Below are 16,045 nucleotides of genomic sequence, written 5' to 3'. Positions count from 1 at the left end.
TATATACCTTGCTCTGTAAGAACCGCTCCGCTAATGTCTTAACTAAATGACATTGGCCGTTAAGCGGCCGCTCTCTTTTTATATTTACTGTATCAACAAACGATTATGAACGCATCCCTATGCATTTGCTTTCAGAAATGCATTGATCTTCTCTACCAGTAAATCTGCGTCAATGCCATGTACCATTGCAGCCTCTTCCAGAGACTCTCCCTGTGATGCTGGGCAGCCCAGGCAGTGCATTCCGATTTCCATGAGGATCGGTGCAATGTCCATGTTGATGTTCAGCACTTCGCCGATAGTCATTTCTTTCGTTACCATCTTTTGTTACGCCTCCTTTATCTTTCAGTATTCCTTATTATATCCGCTTTGACCCATTGTGTAAACATTTAAAATCAATTTCTCGTAAAATTCTGGTTATTTATTTGTCAAGTTTCCATCTCTGATTTTTCGACAAAAACAAATTTTTATCATTTCTCCACAAAACATCCGTTCTTTTGTTTACCATAAGTAATCCACCAAATTTGTGGATTTCGATGTGGATAATGTGGATAAGTTTTCAAAAACTTCGATTTTTCCACCTTTTTCCTGTTTTTTTATGTGGATAACTTGGATAAGTGTTTTTTCCATTTTTTTACACCTTTTTACAAATTTGTGTAAATTGCACATTATTTCGATTTTTGAAATACGACATAAAATTATTATCCCTATGTATACTGTCTTCACAGCTCCGCCGGTAGCAAGAAGGCCATACACCAGCGAAAGCCGGGCGGATCTTTTTCTCTCCGCCCGGCTCTCTGCCGCTTTCTCTCAGATGACCCGCCTCACCGTCTTGATCTGCATACAGGTGGCAGGTATGACTCCAATGCCTTTGGAAGGATTGATGGCATTTACGATCTGACCGTCTCCCATATAGATCCCCACATGGCCTTCATACAGGATCAGGTCTCCGGGCATAGCCTGGTCATAGCTGACGGGCGTGCCTGCGTATTCCTGGTCCCATGTTGTTCTGGGAAGACTGATGCCGAAATGCGCGTATACAGACTGCACAAAACCGGAACAGTCCGCACCGTTTGTCAGGCTTGTCCCGCCCCAGACGTAGGGATTTCCGATAAACTGACAGGCATAATCCACGATCGCCTGCCCTGTCCCCGCCTGAGATGCCTGGGCCTGGGCTGCAGCCTCAGCTGCCTGTCTCTGGGCCTGGGCCTGGGCCGCAGCCGCCTCAGCCGCCTCCCTGGCAATCCGTTCTTCTTCCTCCTGCCTGGAGACCGCGTACTTGAATGAGCTCTCCTCACTCTGGCCTTCGGAAGACTGTATCAGCTCCTGGGCTTTCTGCTGCGCGTTGTTTCCTATTATAATATACTGCGTGTACACATAGCCGCTGACGGATCCACTTTCGATCTTCGTCCACTCACCCACAGGGCCTGTGATCTTCGCCGCATAGTCGGTGTACAGCTTTCCAACCCATTCGCTCTCTGTCGTTGGTTCGCTCCGCACAAACAGAAACGTATCTGTACTTACGTTTGCGAACGCCATATTTGAATACTCACCCTTTTCACTCGGAACAAGATAACTCTCCACGTCTATATCGCTGTCCGACGCAGTGCAGTTATCCAGCACCGCCTCAATTCCCACGCCAGGCAGGGACATCTCTGTGATCTCTTCAGACGCCTCGGCCCTCTCCCCGGAAATTGAGATAACTCCAGTTAAAGTAACTATGAACAATCCTCTTTTAAAAGCAGAATTCATAAACAGCCTCCTAACTTATTGTTTATGTTTTCTTATCTTTTGTAAATATTACAGAATTGTTACAAATGTTACGATAAGATTATAGCAACGTGGACACAGTTTGTCAACGTAGTATTCCAGGCTTTCGCGCGTCATAATATTATATTTTTCTTAATTTCCCATATATTTCCTGTCGATAAATGTTACAAATTGTTACACACAAAATTCTCCGTTGACTTTTGGATCAAAGCTGTTATAATAAAGATATAGTAATCATTATCATTATTAATTGATTACAGTTTTCATTATTTTATATCAGAAAGGAGGCTGGCATATGGCAACTCTGAAATACAGCCGGCAGAGGGAGGCTATCAAGGAATTTCTTGCAGGCACAAAAGAACATCCTACCGCTGACACTGTCTACATGCATGTGCGTGAAGAATTTCCCCGCATCAGTCTGGGAACAGTCTACCGCAACCTGAACCTGCTCGCCGACATCGGAGAGATCACGAAGATCACAACACCGGACGGCGGCGACCGCTTTGATGCAGTGACCAATCCACATTATCATGTAATATGTACCTCCTGCGGCAGGGTGATCGATCTGGAAATGGAACCTCTGGATTCCATTGACAAACTTGCGGAAAAGTGTTTTGATGGGTGTATAGACCATCACACTGCATTGTTCTACGGGACATGCAGAGATTGTATGAAAAAAAATACAAAATAAGTGTTGACAATCAGAGCAAAAAGGTGTAAATTAATATCAGTAACAATTACTGATATTAAAATATAAAAAAATAAAAAGAAAGGAAGTAGAAAGACATGAAAAAATTTGTTTGTACAGTATGTGGCTATGTTTATGAAGGAGAGGCAGCACCGGCTGAGTGTCCAGTCTGTCATGCACCTGCTGAGAAGTTCAAAGAGCAGACAGGCGACAGAGAGTGGGCTGCTGAGCACGTTGTAGGTGTTGCACAGGGCGTAAGCGAGGACATCCTTGCAGACCTTCGCGCTAACTTCGAGGGAGAGTGTACAGAAGTTGGTATGTACCTGGCTATGGCAAGAGTTGCTCACAGAGAGGGTTATCCGGAGATCGGCCTTTACTGGGAGAAAGCTGCCTGGGAAGAAGCAGAGCATGCTGCTAAATTTGCTGAGCTGCTTGGCGAAGTTGTTACAGACAGCACAAAGAAGAACCTTGAGATGCGTGTAGACGCTGAGAACGGCGCTACAGCTGGTAAATTTGATCTTGCAAAACGTGCAAAAGCTGCAAACCTTGACGCAATCCATGACACAGTTCACGAGATGGCAAGGGACGAGGCCCGTCACGGAAAAGCTTTCGAGGGACTCCTCAAGAGATACTTTGGCTAAGATAAATTTCCGGCCATACAGATCAATCATATTGTCGTCATATACAGACGCTTACACAAGGCTTGCAGGATGACAGTTCTGCAAGCCTTATTTCACAAATAGCACTTTTATTTCACTTAACTTATACTACAGGAGGGAAAAAATATGTCCAAATACGCAGGAACCAAAACAGAAAAGAACCTTATGGAAGCATTCTCAGGCGAGTCACAGGCACGCAACAAGTATACTTACTATGCAAGCGCTGCCAGAAAAGCAGGCTTTGTACAGATGGCAAACATCTTTGAGGAGACTGCAAACCAGGAGAAAGAGCACGCAAAGATGTGGTTCAAGGAATTCCACGGCATCGGCGACACTGCTGAGAACCTGAAGGATGCCGCTGAGGGCGAGAACTACGAGTGGACAGACATGTACAAGCGTATGGCCAAGGAGGCAAGAGAGGAAGGTTTTGAGGAGCTGGCTGAAAAATTCGAGGGCGTAGCAAGAGTCGAGGCTGCTCACGAGGCACGCTACAAGAGACTTCTCGAGCACTACTTAGCTGGCGAGACATTCAAGGGTGAGGCACCTCTTGGATGGAAGTGCGGCAACTGCGGCTTCATCTACTACGGCGAGGAAGCACCGGAAGTATGCCCGGTATGTAATCATCCGAAGGCTTACTTTGAGAGAAAAGCTGAGAACTATTAAAATCAAAAGAAATGTACGGCAAAGCGCCCGCCTGGGAGATCTGATCCCGGGCGGGCGCTTTTGTGTATTCCTCTTGTCTTATATCTGCCGATCATACCTACGCTGTTGGCCGCGCATGCCCGGATGTCCCGGCCATCAGGCCGCTCCTTAAAAGAATGGGCCGCACCGCATTGTACAGGACAGACACAAGGATCACGGACACGACAGCATTGACAAATGTGGTCGCTGTACTCCATTTTGCAAGCACCTCTGCCATCTGCTGGGGCTGGCCTAAAATGTACATCTTGTAGAAATATCCCACGATCGGATCGGCCACCACATTAAATCCCAGTCCCGCAATGGCTGCAATGGTGCTCCACTTTGCCACATACGCCTTGTCACTGCTCTCGCCTATCTTTGCGATCCTGTGGGCCACCAGCCCTGTAATGAGCCCGATGCACAGCTTCAGCAGAAAAGTCTTGGGCGCTCCGGTGATGTAGATGGGATCCATGATATCCGCAAATCCCATCCCGATGGCTCCGGCCAGGCCGCCGTACCATCCGCCCAGCAGAAGGGCTCCCAGCACGCAGAATGCATTTCCTATGTGAAGAGATGTGGCATCACCGCCCGGCATGGGGATCTTGATCTGAAGATATGTGAATGACACATAGCACAGAGCGGCAAGGATCGCTGTCTGCGCAAGTTTCATAACTGTCTGATTTCTCTGTTCCATACGATTACTTCCTTTCCTATATCGTATGTCTATCATAGCACCAGTGTGGCTTTGTATAAACAGCCAGTTTTAACTTTTTTAACCAATCCAGTTTCAAAATTAAGAAAAAATTCCCGGTTTCTTCTGTTGCTTTTTTCATTTTAGGGGTTATAATAGATACAAATGCATAACATAGTTTTAAAAACTACTTTCAACAATATTCATTTCTAGGAGGTATGGTTATGACACAGATAATTAAGACACATGTAAAAGATCCTGGAAGTGCGATCACACACTTCATCGGCATGCTGATGGCCATTTTTGCGGCAGTTCCTCTTCTTATCAAGGCTATGCACGAACCCAGCAGAATTTATGTGATCTCTATAGCGGTCTACGCGGTGAGCCTGATCCTTCTCTATGCGGCCAGCACCACATACCACACATTCGACCGTTCCAAAAAAGTGAACACCATCCTGAAAAAAATAGATCACATGATGATCTTTGTTCTCATAGCAGGCAGCTACACGCCCATCTGCCTCCTGGTCCTCAAGAACCGGACCGGCATTATCCTGCTCTCCATTGTTTGGGGCATCGCCATTCTGGGCATTGTCCTGAAGGCGTTCTGGGTATACTGTCCCAAGTGGGTATCTTCGGTCCTGTATATCGGCATGGGCTGGACCTGCGTGCTGGCATTCACACAGATCCTGAACGCCCTGTCTCCGGCGGCATTCGGATGGCTTCTGGCAGGGGGCATCATCTACACTATAGGCGGTATCATCTACGCGCTGAAGCTCCCTATTTTTAACAGGAAGCACAAATACTTCGGGAGCCATGAGATCTTCCACCTCTTTGTGATGGCGGGAAGCGCCTGCCACTTTGTGGTCATGTACGCTTTCGTATTATAAGATAAAAACGGAAACAACGATCCGGGGCCGGGTCTGCAGGCTGATCATACCTGCAGCCGGCCCCTCTCTATGATCTTCTCTTTTTTTTCCCTGGGCATATGCTTGATCTCATACTCCCTGCGCATGGCTTCCTCTTTTGTCTCAAAGGACTCATAGTACACAAGCGTCACCGGCCTGCGGCTTTTTGTATACTTTGCCCCTTTTCCCGCATTGTGGGCCTTCATCCTTTTTTCCAGATCATTGGTCCACCCTGTGTAGAGGCTGCCGTCCCTGCATTTCACGATATATGTATAATTCTTTTTTCCCATTTTATCCACCTGTTTTTCCAGGTTATCCACAGACTTATCCACTTTTTCCACACACATTACACAAATTATCCCCAGATATTTTCCGCATTTCTTCTGCGCCCATTTCATTATTATAGTAGAATCGGTCCGCTCCCTGCAAGCTGTAAAAAAGAGGACGCCCTCACAGCGTCCCCGCAATCTGCAGCCCAGACATTTTACTCAGCCATGTAGTCCATAGGATTGACCGGCTGCCCGTCTTTTCTCATCTCAAAGTACACATTACAGCCCTCCACGCTGTAATATTTTGTCGGCTGTGCCACGTAGCCTATGACAGTCTTGGCCTCCACATAGTCACCTGTGTTGACTGTCACATCCTTAAGCTGTCCGTAGAACAGTTCATAGCCGTTCCCGATATCGATGTTCACAGTGGTACCTGTCTGTGCATTTTCATCGATGGACTTCACAATGCCTGTGGTGGAACTGATCACCTGGTCCCCCTCTACCCCGGATATGATGAGAGCCGGATTATACTTGTACTGATCCAGTGTGGAAAAATAAACGGTCTTGTCCATGCTGTAATTCATGATCACATTTCCGTCCACCGGCCACAGGAGTATGCTCTCCCCGCTGAAGTTCACATTTCCGGCTCCTCCGGATGTCTGAGATGAGGCTCCCGTGCCGGATGCGCTTCCCTGGGGCACGGCCTCTGCGCCGGACTGGCTGTCTGCTGACTCACCTGCTGCATCTTCCGTGCTGCTGCCCTGTGTCTCCTGCTCTGCCCCGCCTGCCGGATCTTCCTCTGTATTTATGACCAGGCTGCTGCCCGCTTCCTCCTGGCTCTCCTTCTCCTTTGTCCTGGCATTCTCCTCCGCCAGCGCCTGCTCCTGCTGCCTCGCCTCCTGATAATTCCGGAGTGTATATGTTCCCACCATGACCGCGGCAGCCACAAAGCACACAGCAAGAGTAATGCCTGCTCCTCTTCTGGATTTTGAGGGCTTCTGTCTCTTATTCATATTCATCACCTCTGGCTATATTTTTGCCAGAAGCAGGGTGCATTATTCTGTATCCCGGGAATTTGTAACGATTTCTGCCACCTCTTTGATCTCGGTGCCTTCAAAAAAATACTGCAGTATCTCTGACACGTCTTTCCCCTCTTTGGCCATCTCGTTGGCCGTGTACTGGGACAGCCCCAGTCCATGGCCCACCCCTCTTGTGGTAATCCGCAGCTTCCCGTCGTATTTCTGCAGGATAAAGCAGCTGGAGGCCAGGCCGTAAGTCTGCCGGAACTCCTCTCCGTTTACTGTCTCCTGTCCCACCCGCACGGAAGTCACATAGCCTGCCGTGTCCATGGCCGTCACCTCCGCATCCATGTCATCCACTGTCACTGTCTGGATCTGCTCTGCGGCCTCTATATCCAGGGGGCAGTCTTTGATCTTCAGGTAGGGGTAGTCCTCGCTTCCGAGCACCTCCTTCCCATCCCTGGTATTTCCGTTTGTCAGTCTTGTAAAAGGCGTATTAGCCAGATTTTCCCCGTACATGACAACTTGTCCTTCTGTGTCATTCCATGCATTCTGCATCTTCCTGTAATGTCCGGAGTAACTGCTGCCCCACTGTTGCCTCATCTCCTCCTCCGTCCAGAAATCATCCTCCAGGACTACCTGGGTGCCTCCCTCTTTGATGCTCTTGTAGACGGAGGTGCGAACGATCACTGCCTGGGCCTTCAGGGCCTCTTCCTCATAGGCTGCAGGGATCTCTTTTGCCATGCGTCCAATGCAGTACTCCTCCAAAGGCAGCTCCAGTTCTGTGTCATCTTTTTTCACTTTGACATACGTGGTATCTACAGTTGTGTCCGTGGGGATAGCAGGCCCATTCATGAAAACCGTCACTATATAGGGGAGCAGTACGATAATGATCAGGTAGCAGCCGATTTTTTTCAGTCTGTTGCGCATAAGAAAACCCTCCCATACAGTAGTGTATGAGAGGGCATGTGTGTTTATTCTTCTGTTTCGTCCACTTCCACCTGGATCTTATCCAGATGCCAGATGTCGTCCACATATTCCTGGATCGTTCTGTCAGAGGTGAACTTGCCGCAGCATGCGGTGTTGAGGAGAGCCTTCCTGGCCCATCCTTCTTTGTCCTTGTATGCCTCTTCCACCTTCTTCTGCGCCTCTGCGTAAGAGCGGAAATCTTTCAGGATAAAGTATATATCCGCCTTGCTGCCGCCCTGATTCATAAGGAGGGAGTTGTACAGGTCGCGGTACATCTCTGTGTCGCCGTGAGAGTATGTGCCGTCCACAAGCTGATCCACCACTTTCTTAATATCCGGGTCATTGTGGTAGATATCCTGGGGATGATAACCGCCGTAATTCTCGTAGTTAATGACCTCCTCTGAACTCAGTCCGAAGATGAAAGCATTATCGGCTCCCACTTCCTCCACAATCTCCACATTGGCTCCGTCCATGGTTCCCAGTGTGGGGGCGCCGTTGAGCATGAACTTCATGTTCCCGGTTCCGGACGCCTCCTTGGAAGCTGTTGAAATCTGCTCGCTGACATCTGCTGCCGCGAAAATAATCTCTGCATTGGATACGCGGTAATCCTCAATGAAGACCACTTTCAGCTTTCCGTTGATGCTGCGGTCATTGTTTACCACATCTGCCACGGAGTTGATCAGCTTGATGATCTCCTTTGCCCGGATGTATCCGGCAGACGCTTTTGCGCCGAAGATGAAGGTGCGGGGATAGAAATACATCTCCGGGTGCTCCTTAATCTGGTTGTACAGGTACATCACATGAAGGATATTGAGAAGCTGTCTCTTGTACTCGTGGAGACGCTTCACCTGCACGTCGAATATGGAGCGGGGATCTACTTCGATGCCATTGTGCTTCAAAATATAGTCTGCCAGCCGCTCTTTGTTCTTATATTTGATATCCATGAACTCGGCCAGGGCTTTGGGATCATCTGCATACTCTTTCAGTCCGGACATAAGGGACAGATCCGTGATCCAGTCCTTTGTTCCCAGTTTCTCTGTCACCCAGTCTGCCAGAAGCGGGTTCCCGTGCATGAGGAACCGTCTCTGAGTGATACCGTTTGTCTTGTTGTTGAATTTCTCCGGCATCATCTCATAGAAATCTCTCAGCTCCTGGTGCTTCAGGATCTCTGTGTGAAGTCTTGCAACACCGTTTACGGAGAAGCCTGCCACGATGGCAAGGTGTGCCATGCGCACCTGTCCGTTGTAGAGGATGGCCATCTTCTTTACCTTCTCCTCATTTCCTGGATACATCTCCCGCACCTGAATGAGAAAGCGGCGGTCGATCTCCTGGATGATCTGGTATACACGCGGGAGCAGCTTGGAGAACAGGTCGATAGGCCATTTCTCCAGGGCCTCTGCCATGATGGTGTGGTTTGTGTAGGCACAGCACTTTGTGGTGATGTCCCACGCCTCGTTCCAGCCAAGGCCTTCCTCGTCCAGAAGGATGCGCATCAGCTCTGCCACAGCCACTGTGGGATGTGTGTCGTTCATCTGGAAGAGCACTTTCTCCGGCAGCTTGTGGATGTCGTCGTGTGTTCTCTTATATTTTGCCACAGCAGCCTGAATGCTGGCTGAAACAAAGAAATACTGCTGTTTCAGACGCAGCTCTTTTCCTGCGTAGTGGTTATCGTTAGGATAGAGGACTTCCACAATCGTCTTTGCCAGGTTCTCCTGCTCCACAGCCTTGTGGTAGTCGCCCCGGTCAAAGGACTCAAGCTGAAAGTCCGTGATAGCCTGGGCATCCCAGATTCTGAGAGTATTTACGTGGTGATTGCCGTAGCCCACGATAGGCATGTCGTAAGGGATAGCCAGAACAGACTCGTAGTTCTCCTGCACAAATTTTGTACGGTTTGTAGCGTCGTCGTACTCTACCCGGATATTTCCGCCAAAGCGGACTTCCTTTGCGTACTCCTCCCGGCGCAGCTCAAAAGGATTGCCGTCTTTGAGCCAGTTGTCCGGTGTCTCCACCTGGTAGCCGTTCTCGATCTTCTGCTTGAACATACCGTAGCGGTAACGGATGCCGCAGCCGTAAGCCGCGTATCCAAGAGTTGCAAGGGAGTCCAGGAAGCAGGCCGCCAGACGGCCGAGGCCTCCGTTTCCAAGAGCCGGATCCGGCTCCTGGTCCTCGATGGCGTTCAGGTCAATGCCCATCTCATCCAGGGCTTCTTTTACTTCCCTGTAAGCTGTCATGTTGATCAGGTTGTTCCCCAGGGCCCGGCCCATCAGAAACTCCATGGACATATAATAAACTGTCTTCGGGTCATCTTTCTTGAACTGGTTCTGTGTGGCGATCCAGTCGTCAATGATGGCCTCCTTTACCGCGTAGGACACTGCCTGGAAAAGCTGCTGAGGCGTCGCCTCATCCACAGTCTTGCGGTAAAGTGTCTTTACATTGTGTTCTACTTCCTTCTTAAAAGCCTTTTTTTCAAATCTGGGATTATACATTTTTCCATTCCTTTCCTAGAGCCTTATCTTTCGACACCGATGGTCACTTTCTCACCGTTGATCTTCCACTCCTTCACATATCCTGCAGGTGCGGCTTTCTCTACTGTGAGAGCAAGTGTCTCGCTTCCGATCTCCTCCTTGTGGTCAGCGAAGACTTTTTCAGCCTTTTCACTTCCCTCGTAGGTGATATGGATCTTGTCGGTTACCTCAAAATCGGCTTCTTTTCTCATGGTCTGTACTTTGCTGATGATCTCGCGGACAAATCCTTCCTCAAGAAGTTCCGGTGTCAGATTTGTATCCAGCACCACAGTGATGCCATTGTTGTCCTCGGACACATAGCCTTCCATCTGTGCTGTGTCGATCAGAAGATCTTCCTTAAAGAGTGTGATCTCCTGTCCGTTTACATTCAGCTTCAATGCTCCGGTGGCATTGACCTCGTCCATGGCCGCGTTGCCGTCAACTGCGTCCAGGGCCGCCTTGATGCCACCTAACATTTTACCATATTTTGGTCCCACTGTCTTTAACTGTGGTTTAAATGTATATGAAGTAAATGCACGTACATCCTCAGTAAATGTTAAATTCTTTACGTTCAGCTCCTCTTTGATGATGTCCTGGTAAAATTCCGGAAGCTGCACTGCGCTCTTTACAAACATCTGTCCGATAGGCTGACGGTTCTTGATGTTGGCTGTATTTCTGCATGCGCGGCCCATGACAACGATCTTCAGCACTTCGTCCATGTTTGCTTCCAACTCTTTGTCGATCCACTCTTCGTTTACAGCCGGGAAATCGCACAGGTGGATGCTCTCCGGAGCGGATGGATCAATGCTGCGCACCAGGTTCTGGTAGATCTCCTCTGTCATGAAGGGGATCATGGGCGCTGCTGTCTTGCACAGGGTCACAAGGGCCGTGTACAGCGTCATGTAGGCATTGATCTTATCCTGGGGCATTCCTTTTGCCCAGAAACGGTCACGGCTTCTTCTTACATACCAGTTGCTCATGTCGTCCACAAACTCCTGGAGCGCTCTTGCTGCCTCCGGGATACGGTAACTTCCAAGATTGTCGTCTACCTCTTTTACAAGTGTATTCATCTTGGACAGAAGCCATTTGTCCATGACAGGCAGTTTTTCATAGTCCAGTGTATATTTTGTGGCGTCAAACTCGTCAATATTCGCGTACAGCACAAAGAATGCGTAGGTATTCCACAGTGTTCCCATGAATTTGCGCTGTCCTTCCACAACGGCTTTTCCGTGGAAACGGTTAGGCAGCCAGGGCGCGCTGTTTACATAGAAATACCAGCGGATGGCGTCTGCGCCGTATTTTTCCAGGGCATCGAAAGGATCCACCGCATTTCCCTTGGATTTGCTCATCTTCTGGCCGTTCTCATCCTGCACATGTCCAAGGACGATGACGTTCTTATACGGAGCCTTGTTAAAGATCAGCGTGGAGATGGCCAGCAGGGAGTAGAACCATCCTCTTGTCTGGTCCACAGCCTCGGAAATGAAGTCTGCCGGGAACTGCTGCTCAAAGAGCTCTTTATTTTCAAACGGATAATGATGCTGTGCAAAAGGCATGGAACCGGAGTCGAACCAGCAGTCGATGACTTCCGGCACACGGTGCATCTCTTTGCCGCACTTTGGACACTTAATGGTCACTTCGTCGATGTATGGACGGTGCAGTTCGATGTCGTCCGGACAGTTGTCGGACATGGATTTCAGTTCCTCGATGCTTCCGATGGAATGCTGGTGTCCGCACTCACACTCCCAGATATTTAACGGAGTTCCCCAGTAGCGGTTCCGGCTGATGCCCCAGTCCTGGACATTCTCCAGCCAGTCGCCGAAGCGGCCCTTTCCGATGCTCTCCGGGATCCAGTTGATGGTGTTGTTGTTGGCGATCAGGTCGTCCTTCACCGCTGTCATCTTGATGAACCAGGACTCGCGGGCATAGTAGATGAGCGGTGTGTCGCATCTCCAGCAGTGGGGATAGCTGTGCTCGAACTTGGGCGCGTCAAAGAGAAGTCCTCGCTCGTCCAGGTCTTTTAACACCTCAGGGTCTGCTTTCTTTACGAACAGACCTGCAAACGGGGTGGTCTCGCCCATATTTCCTTTTTCATCTACAAGCTGTACAAAAGGCATGTCGTACTTGCGGCCCACTTTCGCGTCGTCCTCACCAAAGGCGGGAGCAATGTGAACCACGCCGGTACCGTCTGTCAGCGTTACATAGCTGTCGCATGTCACGAAGAAAGCTTTCTTGTTCTGCTTTGCAGCGCAGTCATATGCACACTGGTACAGCGGCTCGTACTCTTTGTACTCCAGATCTTTTCCCTTATATGTCTCCAGCACCTCATAGGCAGGCTGATCTTCTGCGGCCAGTTTTCCAAGGACTGTGTCCAGCAGGGCCTGTGCCATGTAGTACACATAGCCGTCCGCAGCTTTTACTTTTGCGTAGTCCTCATCCGGATTTACGCAGAGACCGATGTTGGAGGGCAGTGTCCATGGCGTTGTGGTCCATGCCAGAATGTAGGCGTCCTCGCCTTTTACTTTAAAGCGGACAATGGCGGAGCGCTCTTTTACATCCTTGTAGCCCTGGGCTACTTCCTGGGCGGACAGAGGCGTACCGCAGCGCGGACAGTAGGGAACGATCTTGAAACCTTTGTAGAGAAGTCCCTTGTCCCAGATCTTCTTCAGCGCCCACCACTCGGACTCGATGAAATCATTATGGTAGGTAACGTATGGATTTTCCATATCTGCCCAGAAGCCTACTGTGCCGGAGAAGTCCTCCCACATGCCCTTGTACTTCCAGACACTCTCCTTACATTTGTTGATGAACGGCTCCAGGCCGTACTCCTCGATCTGGTCCTTGCCGTCCAGGCCAAGAGCTTTCTCCACTTCCAGCTCTACCGGCAGACCGTGGGTATCCCAACCCGCTTTTCTGGGCACCATGTATCCCTTCATGGTGCGGTATCTGGGGATCATGTCCTTGATGACACGGGTCAGCACGTGACCGATGTGGGGCTTGCCGTTGGCTGTCGGCGGCCCGTCGTAGAAGGTGTAGGTCTCACCCTCTTTGCGGTTCTCCATACTCTTTTCAAAAATCTGATTGTCTTCCCAGAATTTCTCGACCTCTTTCTCGCGGTCGACGAAATTCAGGTCTGTTGAAACTTTCTTGTACATGGCTTCCTCCTTGTGAAAATGTTAACAGGGGACGTAACCCTTTTTAAAAGGGTTACGTCCGGAATTACACTAACTCCTGTGCTATTGTGTATATTGTTTGGAACATTTATGAAAAAAAAGACCTTCATCCGAATTAGGATGAAAGTCGTATTCCCTTCATTTATAAACCACCTAACATACTATCATATGCCTTCCGGTAACGGCGGACTCCGTCAGCTCCTACTCATGCTCTTTTCGGAGGCTGCGACTCTGAAGTGATATTCAGGCACATCCTACTTGTACCGGCCTTACACCATCACCGGCTCGCTTTGACGTTCCTACATGCCCTACTGTCTTCGTCACGGTCTTTCTCATATGGTTCTATCATACTATTACTTTTTTCACGCTAAAATTATAATAGGAAACCCCTGGTAAGTCAAGGGTTTCCCTTTTATTTTCCTCGTTCTGGCTGTCTCCCGGCATATTGAAGGTTCACTGAACACGGGCTCTATCTCCTCCGGCGGCGCCTTCTCCGTCTCCTTCTGCGCCTCTGCCGTTGCTGCCAGGTGGTAAATCCGATCAGCGCGGCCACGATCAGGATGATGATCACCGCGACCACCAGAACCACCTTCCACACGCTGCCGGATGCCTTTTCTTCATCCTGGGCGCCGGTCTCTTTAAAAGAGGCATCCTTGTTCACCTGCACTTTGATCTGGCCTACGGGATTGTCTTCATAAGTGTAGGAAAGAAGTCCCTCACTGTTTGCACCAGTGACCTGCTCCAAGCTGGAATCCAGGCTGGACAGTTCAAATCCGGCAGGGATGGTGACATTGACTGTATCCAGCATCTTTGCCACCTCCGCATTTTCCTCTGCGGAAACAGCAGTGTGCTGAAAATTACTGAATCCATAGTCCAGAAGCGCTTTGGTATCCGAGTAAACATGGCCCGGGAAAACTTTCAAAGTGACGCAGACAAGTTTCATATTTCCATTGTCTGCCATAGTCACCAGCGTGTTGTTCGCCTCTGTGGTGTAGCCTGTCTTTCCGCCCACAGCGTACTCGTAGTAATCGCTGTATCCGGGGATCAGCATCTCATGTTTCTGCTGGAAAACGTGCTCTTCTGTAGTTGCAGATGCCGGTATTGTGTAGTTTGTTGTCTGACAAATGGTAAAAAATTCCGGATAGTTAAAGAGTTCTTTTGCGACAAGAGCCATATCTCTGGCACAGGTATAATGATTTTCATCCTGAACGCCATTGGCGTTGACAAAGTTTGAATTGGTTCCCCCCAGCTCTTCCACTCTGCGATTCATCTCATCCAAAAACCACTGGTAGTCTTCTCCCTGGCTTTTCGCCACTGTCTCACCCACTGCATACGCCACTTCGTTGGAGGAGGCAAGGAGCATGGCATACAGTGCCTGTTCCATGGAGATGACATTTCCCTCTTTCATGCCAATGGACGCGTATCCGTCTCCCAGGCAGGTCAGGCATTCTGGTGTGATCACCACCTCCGCGCTCATATCGCAGTATTCAAAAGCAAGAAGCGCTGTCAAAAGCTTTGTAATGCTGGCCGGATATTCCTTCTGGTCAATGTTCTTTCCATACAGGATTGCCCCTGTCTCTGCGTCCATCACAATCCCGGCATCGCCGTATATTCCCGGCCCCTGGGGCCACTCTTTCAGACTGTTTGTCTGTACTTCCTGCTTGTAGGTGTCTTCCAGCTGCTGCTGATAGGGATCTTTCGCTTCCCCCTGGGTCTGGGCTGCATCCGTCGGCGCCGTGGCGCGGGCCGTCTGAGGCACAGCTGCTATAGCAATCATTACTGACATGAGCACATAACTCACTGTCCGTAAAACTTTTTTCATCTTTTTATTCTCCCTGTGAAATCTGTGCCTTTTATTATAGGCCATTTTCTCTTTTTCTACAACAGAAAAAAAAGCCGCCAGGGTATTCTTGCCAAATTTCCTATGAAACAGAAAACTTTCTCCGCCCTATGCCTGTCACCCTGTAATCAGTTTAAAGATCGCGATACAGATAGAAAACACTGCCACACCCTTTTTCAGTGGTTCCGGCCGCAGTATGCCCGCATTCCTGCTTCCAGCCCAGACTCCGGCGCCGTGGCTGACCATGGATACTGCCAAAAGGGTGATAAATGTCTCCGGCTCACACTGCATGCTGTATCCGATACAGGATGGGATTGCAATGAAAATGGAATTAAAGAGAGCCACTCCCACTGCTGTCTTCACAGAAACGCCCATCACCACAAGGAGGGGCATCACAAGGATCGGTCCCCCTGCTCCGGACAGGGCGCACACGGCCCCTGTCACAAATCCGAAGGCCACCATCACTCCCGCCGGAAGGTGCAGGCTCTCTTCTCTTTCTCTCTCTTTATCTTTTCTCAGCAAGATAGAAATGCCCGATACCAGCACGACCAGATACAGAATTTTCTTTACCACGGACTCATCGATCATAAGGTTCAGCCAGACTCCCATAGCCGCACCGGCCAGACTCCCCGCACTGATCAGAATTCCCAGTCTGACATCCAGGTTTTTTGCCTTATAATAGTTCCAGGAACCCAGCACGCCGGAGATCAGGAAGGCAAAAAAACTGAGCGCCATCCCCTGCGCCGCAGGCATTCCCATAAATCCGGAATACAGCATGGGCAGGAGAAATCCGGCGATCCCTGTCAGCCCGATCATGCCTCCCACCAGGAGATTTGCAAGAATAATAATCAAATACTCTATCATTTAAGTCGATATCCTTTCC

Annotated in this window: 15 protein-coding genes; 4 read left to right on the top strand and 11 right to left on the bottom strand. The window is 49.4% G+C overall.

The annotated features are described in order from the left end of the window. Positions 1 to 117 precede the first annotated feature (117 nt). From Q5911_RS12385 to Q5911_RS12375, 3 genes are all read right to left on the bottom strand, one after another. Positions 118 to 318, bottom strand: coding sequence for a DUF1858 domain-containing protein (locus tag Q5911_RS12385; protein WP_033126123.1), 201 nt, complete (start codon positions 316 to 318; stop codon positions 118 to 120). Positions 319 to 498: 180 nt separating this feature from the next. Further along, positions 499 to 627 (bottom strand): hypothetical protein, encoded by a 129-nt coding sequence (locus tag Q5911_RS12380; protein ID WP_278320718.1) that lies wholly within the window; start codon positions 625 to 627, stop codon positions 499 to 501. Between the two features lie 180 nt (positions 628 to 807). Beyond that, positions 808 to 1,749 (bottom strand): C40 family peptidase, encoded by a 942-nt coding sequence (locus Q5911_RS12375; protein ID WP_303183204.1) that lies wholly within the window; start codon positions 1,747 to 1,749, stop codon positions 808 to 810. 313 nt (positions 1,750 to 2,062) lie between these two features. Here Q5911_RS12375 and Q5911_RS12370 point away from each other — a divergent pair, with 313 nt between their 5' ends. The 3 genes from Q5911_RS12370 to rbr all read left to right on the top strand — a co-directional run bounded on the left by Q5911_RS12370 (position 2,063) and on the right by rbr (position 3,777). Beyond that, on the top strand, positions 2,063 to 2,458 hold the full coding sequence (locus Q5911_RS12370) for a Fur family transcriptional regulator (RefSeq protein WP_076779971.1): 396 nt from the start codon (positions 2,063 to 2,065) through the stop codon (positions 2,456 to 2,458). A gap of 95 nt (positions 2,459 to 2,553) precedes the next feature. After that, positions 2,554 to 3,096, top strand: coding sequence for an NADH peroxidase (locus Q5911_RS12365; RefSeq protein WP_076779969.1), 543 nt, complete (start codon positions 2,554 to 2,556; stop codon positions 3,094 to 3,096). A gap of 144 nt (positions 3,097 to 3,240) precedes the next feature. Further along, on the top strand, positions 3,241 to 3,777 hold the full coding sequence (gene rbr / locus Q5911_RS12360; RefSeq protein ID WP_076779967.1) for a rubrerythrin: 537 nt from the start codon (positions 3,241 to 3,243) through the stop codon (positions 3,775 to 3,777). Between the two features lie 97 nt (positions 3,778 to 3,874). On the opposite strand, the gene Q5911_RS12355 is transcribed toward rbr, so the two are convergent. Beyond that, positions 3,875 to 4,489: an ECF transporter S component gene (locus Q5911_RS12355; protein WP_076779965.1), complete on the bottom strand. Its 615-nt coding sequence runs from the start codon at positions 4,487 to 4,489 to the stop codon at positions 3,875 to 3,877. A gap of 221 nt (positions 4,490 to 4,710) precedes the next feature. Here Q5911_RS12355 and trhA point away from each other — a divergent pair, with 221 nt between their 5' ends. Next, positions 4,711 to 5,373: a PAQR family membrane homeostasis protein TrhA gene (trhA, locus tag Q5911_RS12350; RefSeq protein ID WP_303183200.1), complete on the top strand. Its 663-nt coding sequence runs from the start codon at positions 4,711 to 4,713 to the stop codon at positions 5,371 to 5,373. A 44-nt stretch (positions 5,374 to 5,417) separates the two neighbouring features. On the opposite strand, the gene Q5911_RS12345 is transcribed toward trhA, so the two are convergent. The 7 genes from Q5911_RS12345 to Q5911_RS12315 all read right to left on the bottom strand — a co-directional run bounded on the left by Q5911_RS12345 (position 5,418) and on the right by Q5911_RS12315 (position 16,026). Beyond that, positions 5,418 to 5,681 (bottom strand): GIY-YIG nuclease family protein, encoded by a 264-nt coding sequence (locus Q5911_RS12345; RefSeq protein WP_076781109.1) that lies wholly within the window; start codon positions 5,679 to 5,681, stop codon positions 5,418 to 5,420. A 194-nt stretch (positions 5,682 to 5,875) separates the two neighbouring features. After that, complete coding sequence (locus Q5911_RS12340; RefSeq protein ID WP_303183198.1) at positions 5,876 to 6,673, bottom strand: M23 family metallopeptidase; 798 nt, start codon at positions 6,671 to 6,673, stop codon at positions 5,876 to 5,878. Positions 6,674 to 6,715: 42 nt separating this feature from the next. Beyond that, positions 6,716 to 7,609 carry a SpoIID/LytB domain-containing protein gene (locus Q5911_RS12335; protein ID WP_303183196.1) on the bottom strand — a complete coding sequence of 298 codons (894 nt, stop codon included), beginning with the start codon at positions 7,607 to 7,609 and terminating at the stop codon, positions 6,716 to 6,718. Between the two features lie 44 nt (positions 7,610 to 7,653). After that, positions 7,654 to 10,134 carry a glycogen/starch/alpha-glucan phosphorylase gene (locus Q5911_RS12330; protein ID WP_303183193.1) on the bottom strand — a complete coding sequence of 827 codons (2,481 nt, stop codon included), beginning with the start codon at positions 10,132 to 10,134 and terminating at the stop codon, positions 7,654 to 7,656. Positions 10,135 to 10,157: 23 nt separating this feature from the next. Continuing rightward, on the bottom strand, positions 10,158 to 13,304 hold the full coding sequence (ileS, locus tag Q5911_RS12325; RefSeq protein ID WP_303183191.1) for an isoleucine--tRNA ligase: 3,147 nt from the start codon (positions 13,302 to 13,304) through the stop codon (positions 10,158 to 10,160). Positions 13,305 to 13,791: 487 nt separating this feature from the next. Next, complete coding sequence (locus Q5911_RS12320; RefSeq protein ID WP_303183189.1) at positions 13,792 to 15,144, bottom strand: D-alanyl-D-alanine carboxypeptidase family protein; 1,353 nt, start codon at positions 15,142 to 15,144, stop codon at positions 13,792 to 13,794. A gap of 135 nt (positions 15,145 to 15,279) precedes the next feature. Next, on the bottom strand, positions 15,280 to 16,026 hold the full coding sequence (locus tag Q5911_RS12315) for a sulfite exporter TauE/SafE family protein (protein WP_303183187.1): 747 nt from the start codon (positions 16,024 to 16,026) through the stop codon (positions 15,280 to 15,282). Positions 16,027 to 16,045 lie beyond the last annotated feature (19 nt).

Source organism: Lachnoclostridium phocaeense (genome assembly GCF_959599685.1).
GTDB lineage: Bacteria > Bacillota > Clostridia > Lachnospirales > Lachnospiraceae > Claveliimonas > Claveliimonas monacensis.
Note: the sequence above shows the minus strand (reverse complement) of the source record. Positions and strands in the feature narration are given on the sequence as shown.

Coding starts and splice junctions, on each gene's coding strand:
- Q5911_RS12385 (WP_033126123.1), bottom strand. CDS start 318: ATGGTAACGAAAGAAATGACTATCGGCGAAGTGCTGAACATCAACATG.
- Q5911_RS12380 (WP_278320718.1), bottom strand. CDS start 627: ATGGAAAAAACACTTATCCAAGTTATCCACATAAAAAAACAGGAAAAA.
- Q5911_RS12375 (WP_303183204.1), bottom strand. CDS start 1,749: ATGAATTCTGCTTTTAAAAGAGGATTGTTCATAGTTACTTTAACTGGA.
- Q5911_RS12370 (WP_076779971.1), top strand. CDS start 2,063: ATGGCAACTCTGAAATACAGCCGGCAGAGGGAGGCTATCAAGGAATTT.
- Q5911_RS12365 (WP_076779969.1), top strand. CDS start 2,554: ATGAAAAAATTTGTTTGTACAGTATGTGGCTATGTTTATGAAGGAGAG.
- rbr (WP_076779967.1), top strand. CDS start 3,241: ATGTCCAAATACGCAGGAACCAAAACAGAAAAGAACCTTATGGAAGCA.
- Q5911_RS12355 (WP_076779965.1), bottom strand. CDS start 4,489: ATGGAACAGAGAAATCAGACAGTTATGAAACTTGCGCAGACAGCGATC.
- trhA (WP_303183200.1), top strand. CDS start 4,711: ATGACACAGATAATTAAGACACATGTAAAAGATCCTGGAAGTGCGATC.
- Q5911_RS12345 (WP_076781109.1), bottom strand. CDS start 5,681: ATGGGAAAAAAGAATTATACATATATCGTGAAATGCAGGGACGGCAGC.
- Q5911_RS12340 (WP_303183198.1), bottom strand. CDS start 6,673: ATGAATAAGAGACAGAAGCCCTCAAAATCCAGAAGAGGAGCAGGCATT.
- Q5911_RS12335 (WP_303183196.1), bottom strand. CDS start 7,609: ATGCGCAACAGACTGAAAAAAATCGGCTGCTACCTGATCATTATCGTA.
- Q5911_RS12330 (WP_303183193.1), bottom strand. CDS start 10,134: ATGTATAATCCCAGATTTGAAAAAAAGGCTTTTAAGAAGGAAGTAGAA.
- ileS (WP_303183191.1), bottom strand. CDS start 13,304: ATGTACAAGAAAGTTTCAACAGACCTGAATTTCGTCGACCGCGAGAAA.
- Q5911_RS12320 (WP_303183189.1), bottom strand. CDS start 15,144: ATGAAAAAAGTTTTACGGACAGTGAGTTATGTGCTCATGTCAGTAATG.
- Q5911_RS12315 (WP_303183187.1), bottom strand. CDS start 16,026: ATGATAGAGTATTTGATTATTATTCTTGCAAATCTCCTGGTGGGAGGC.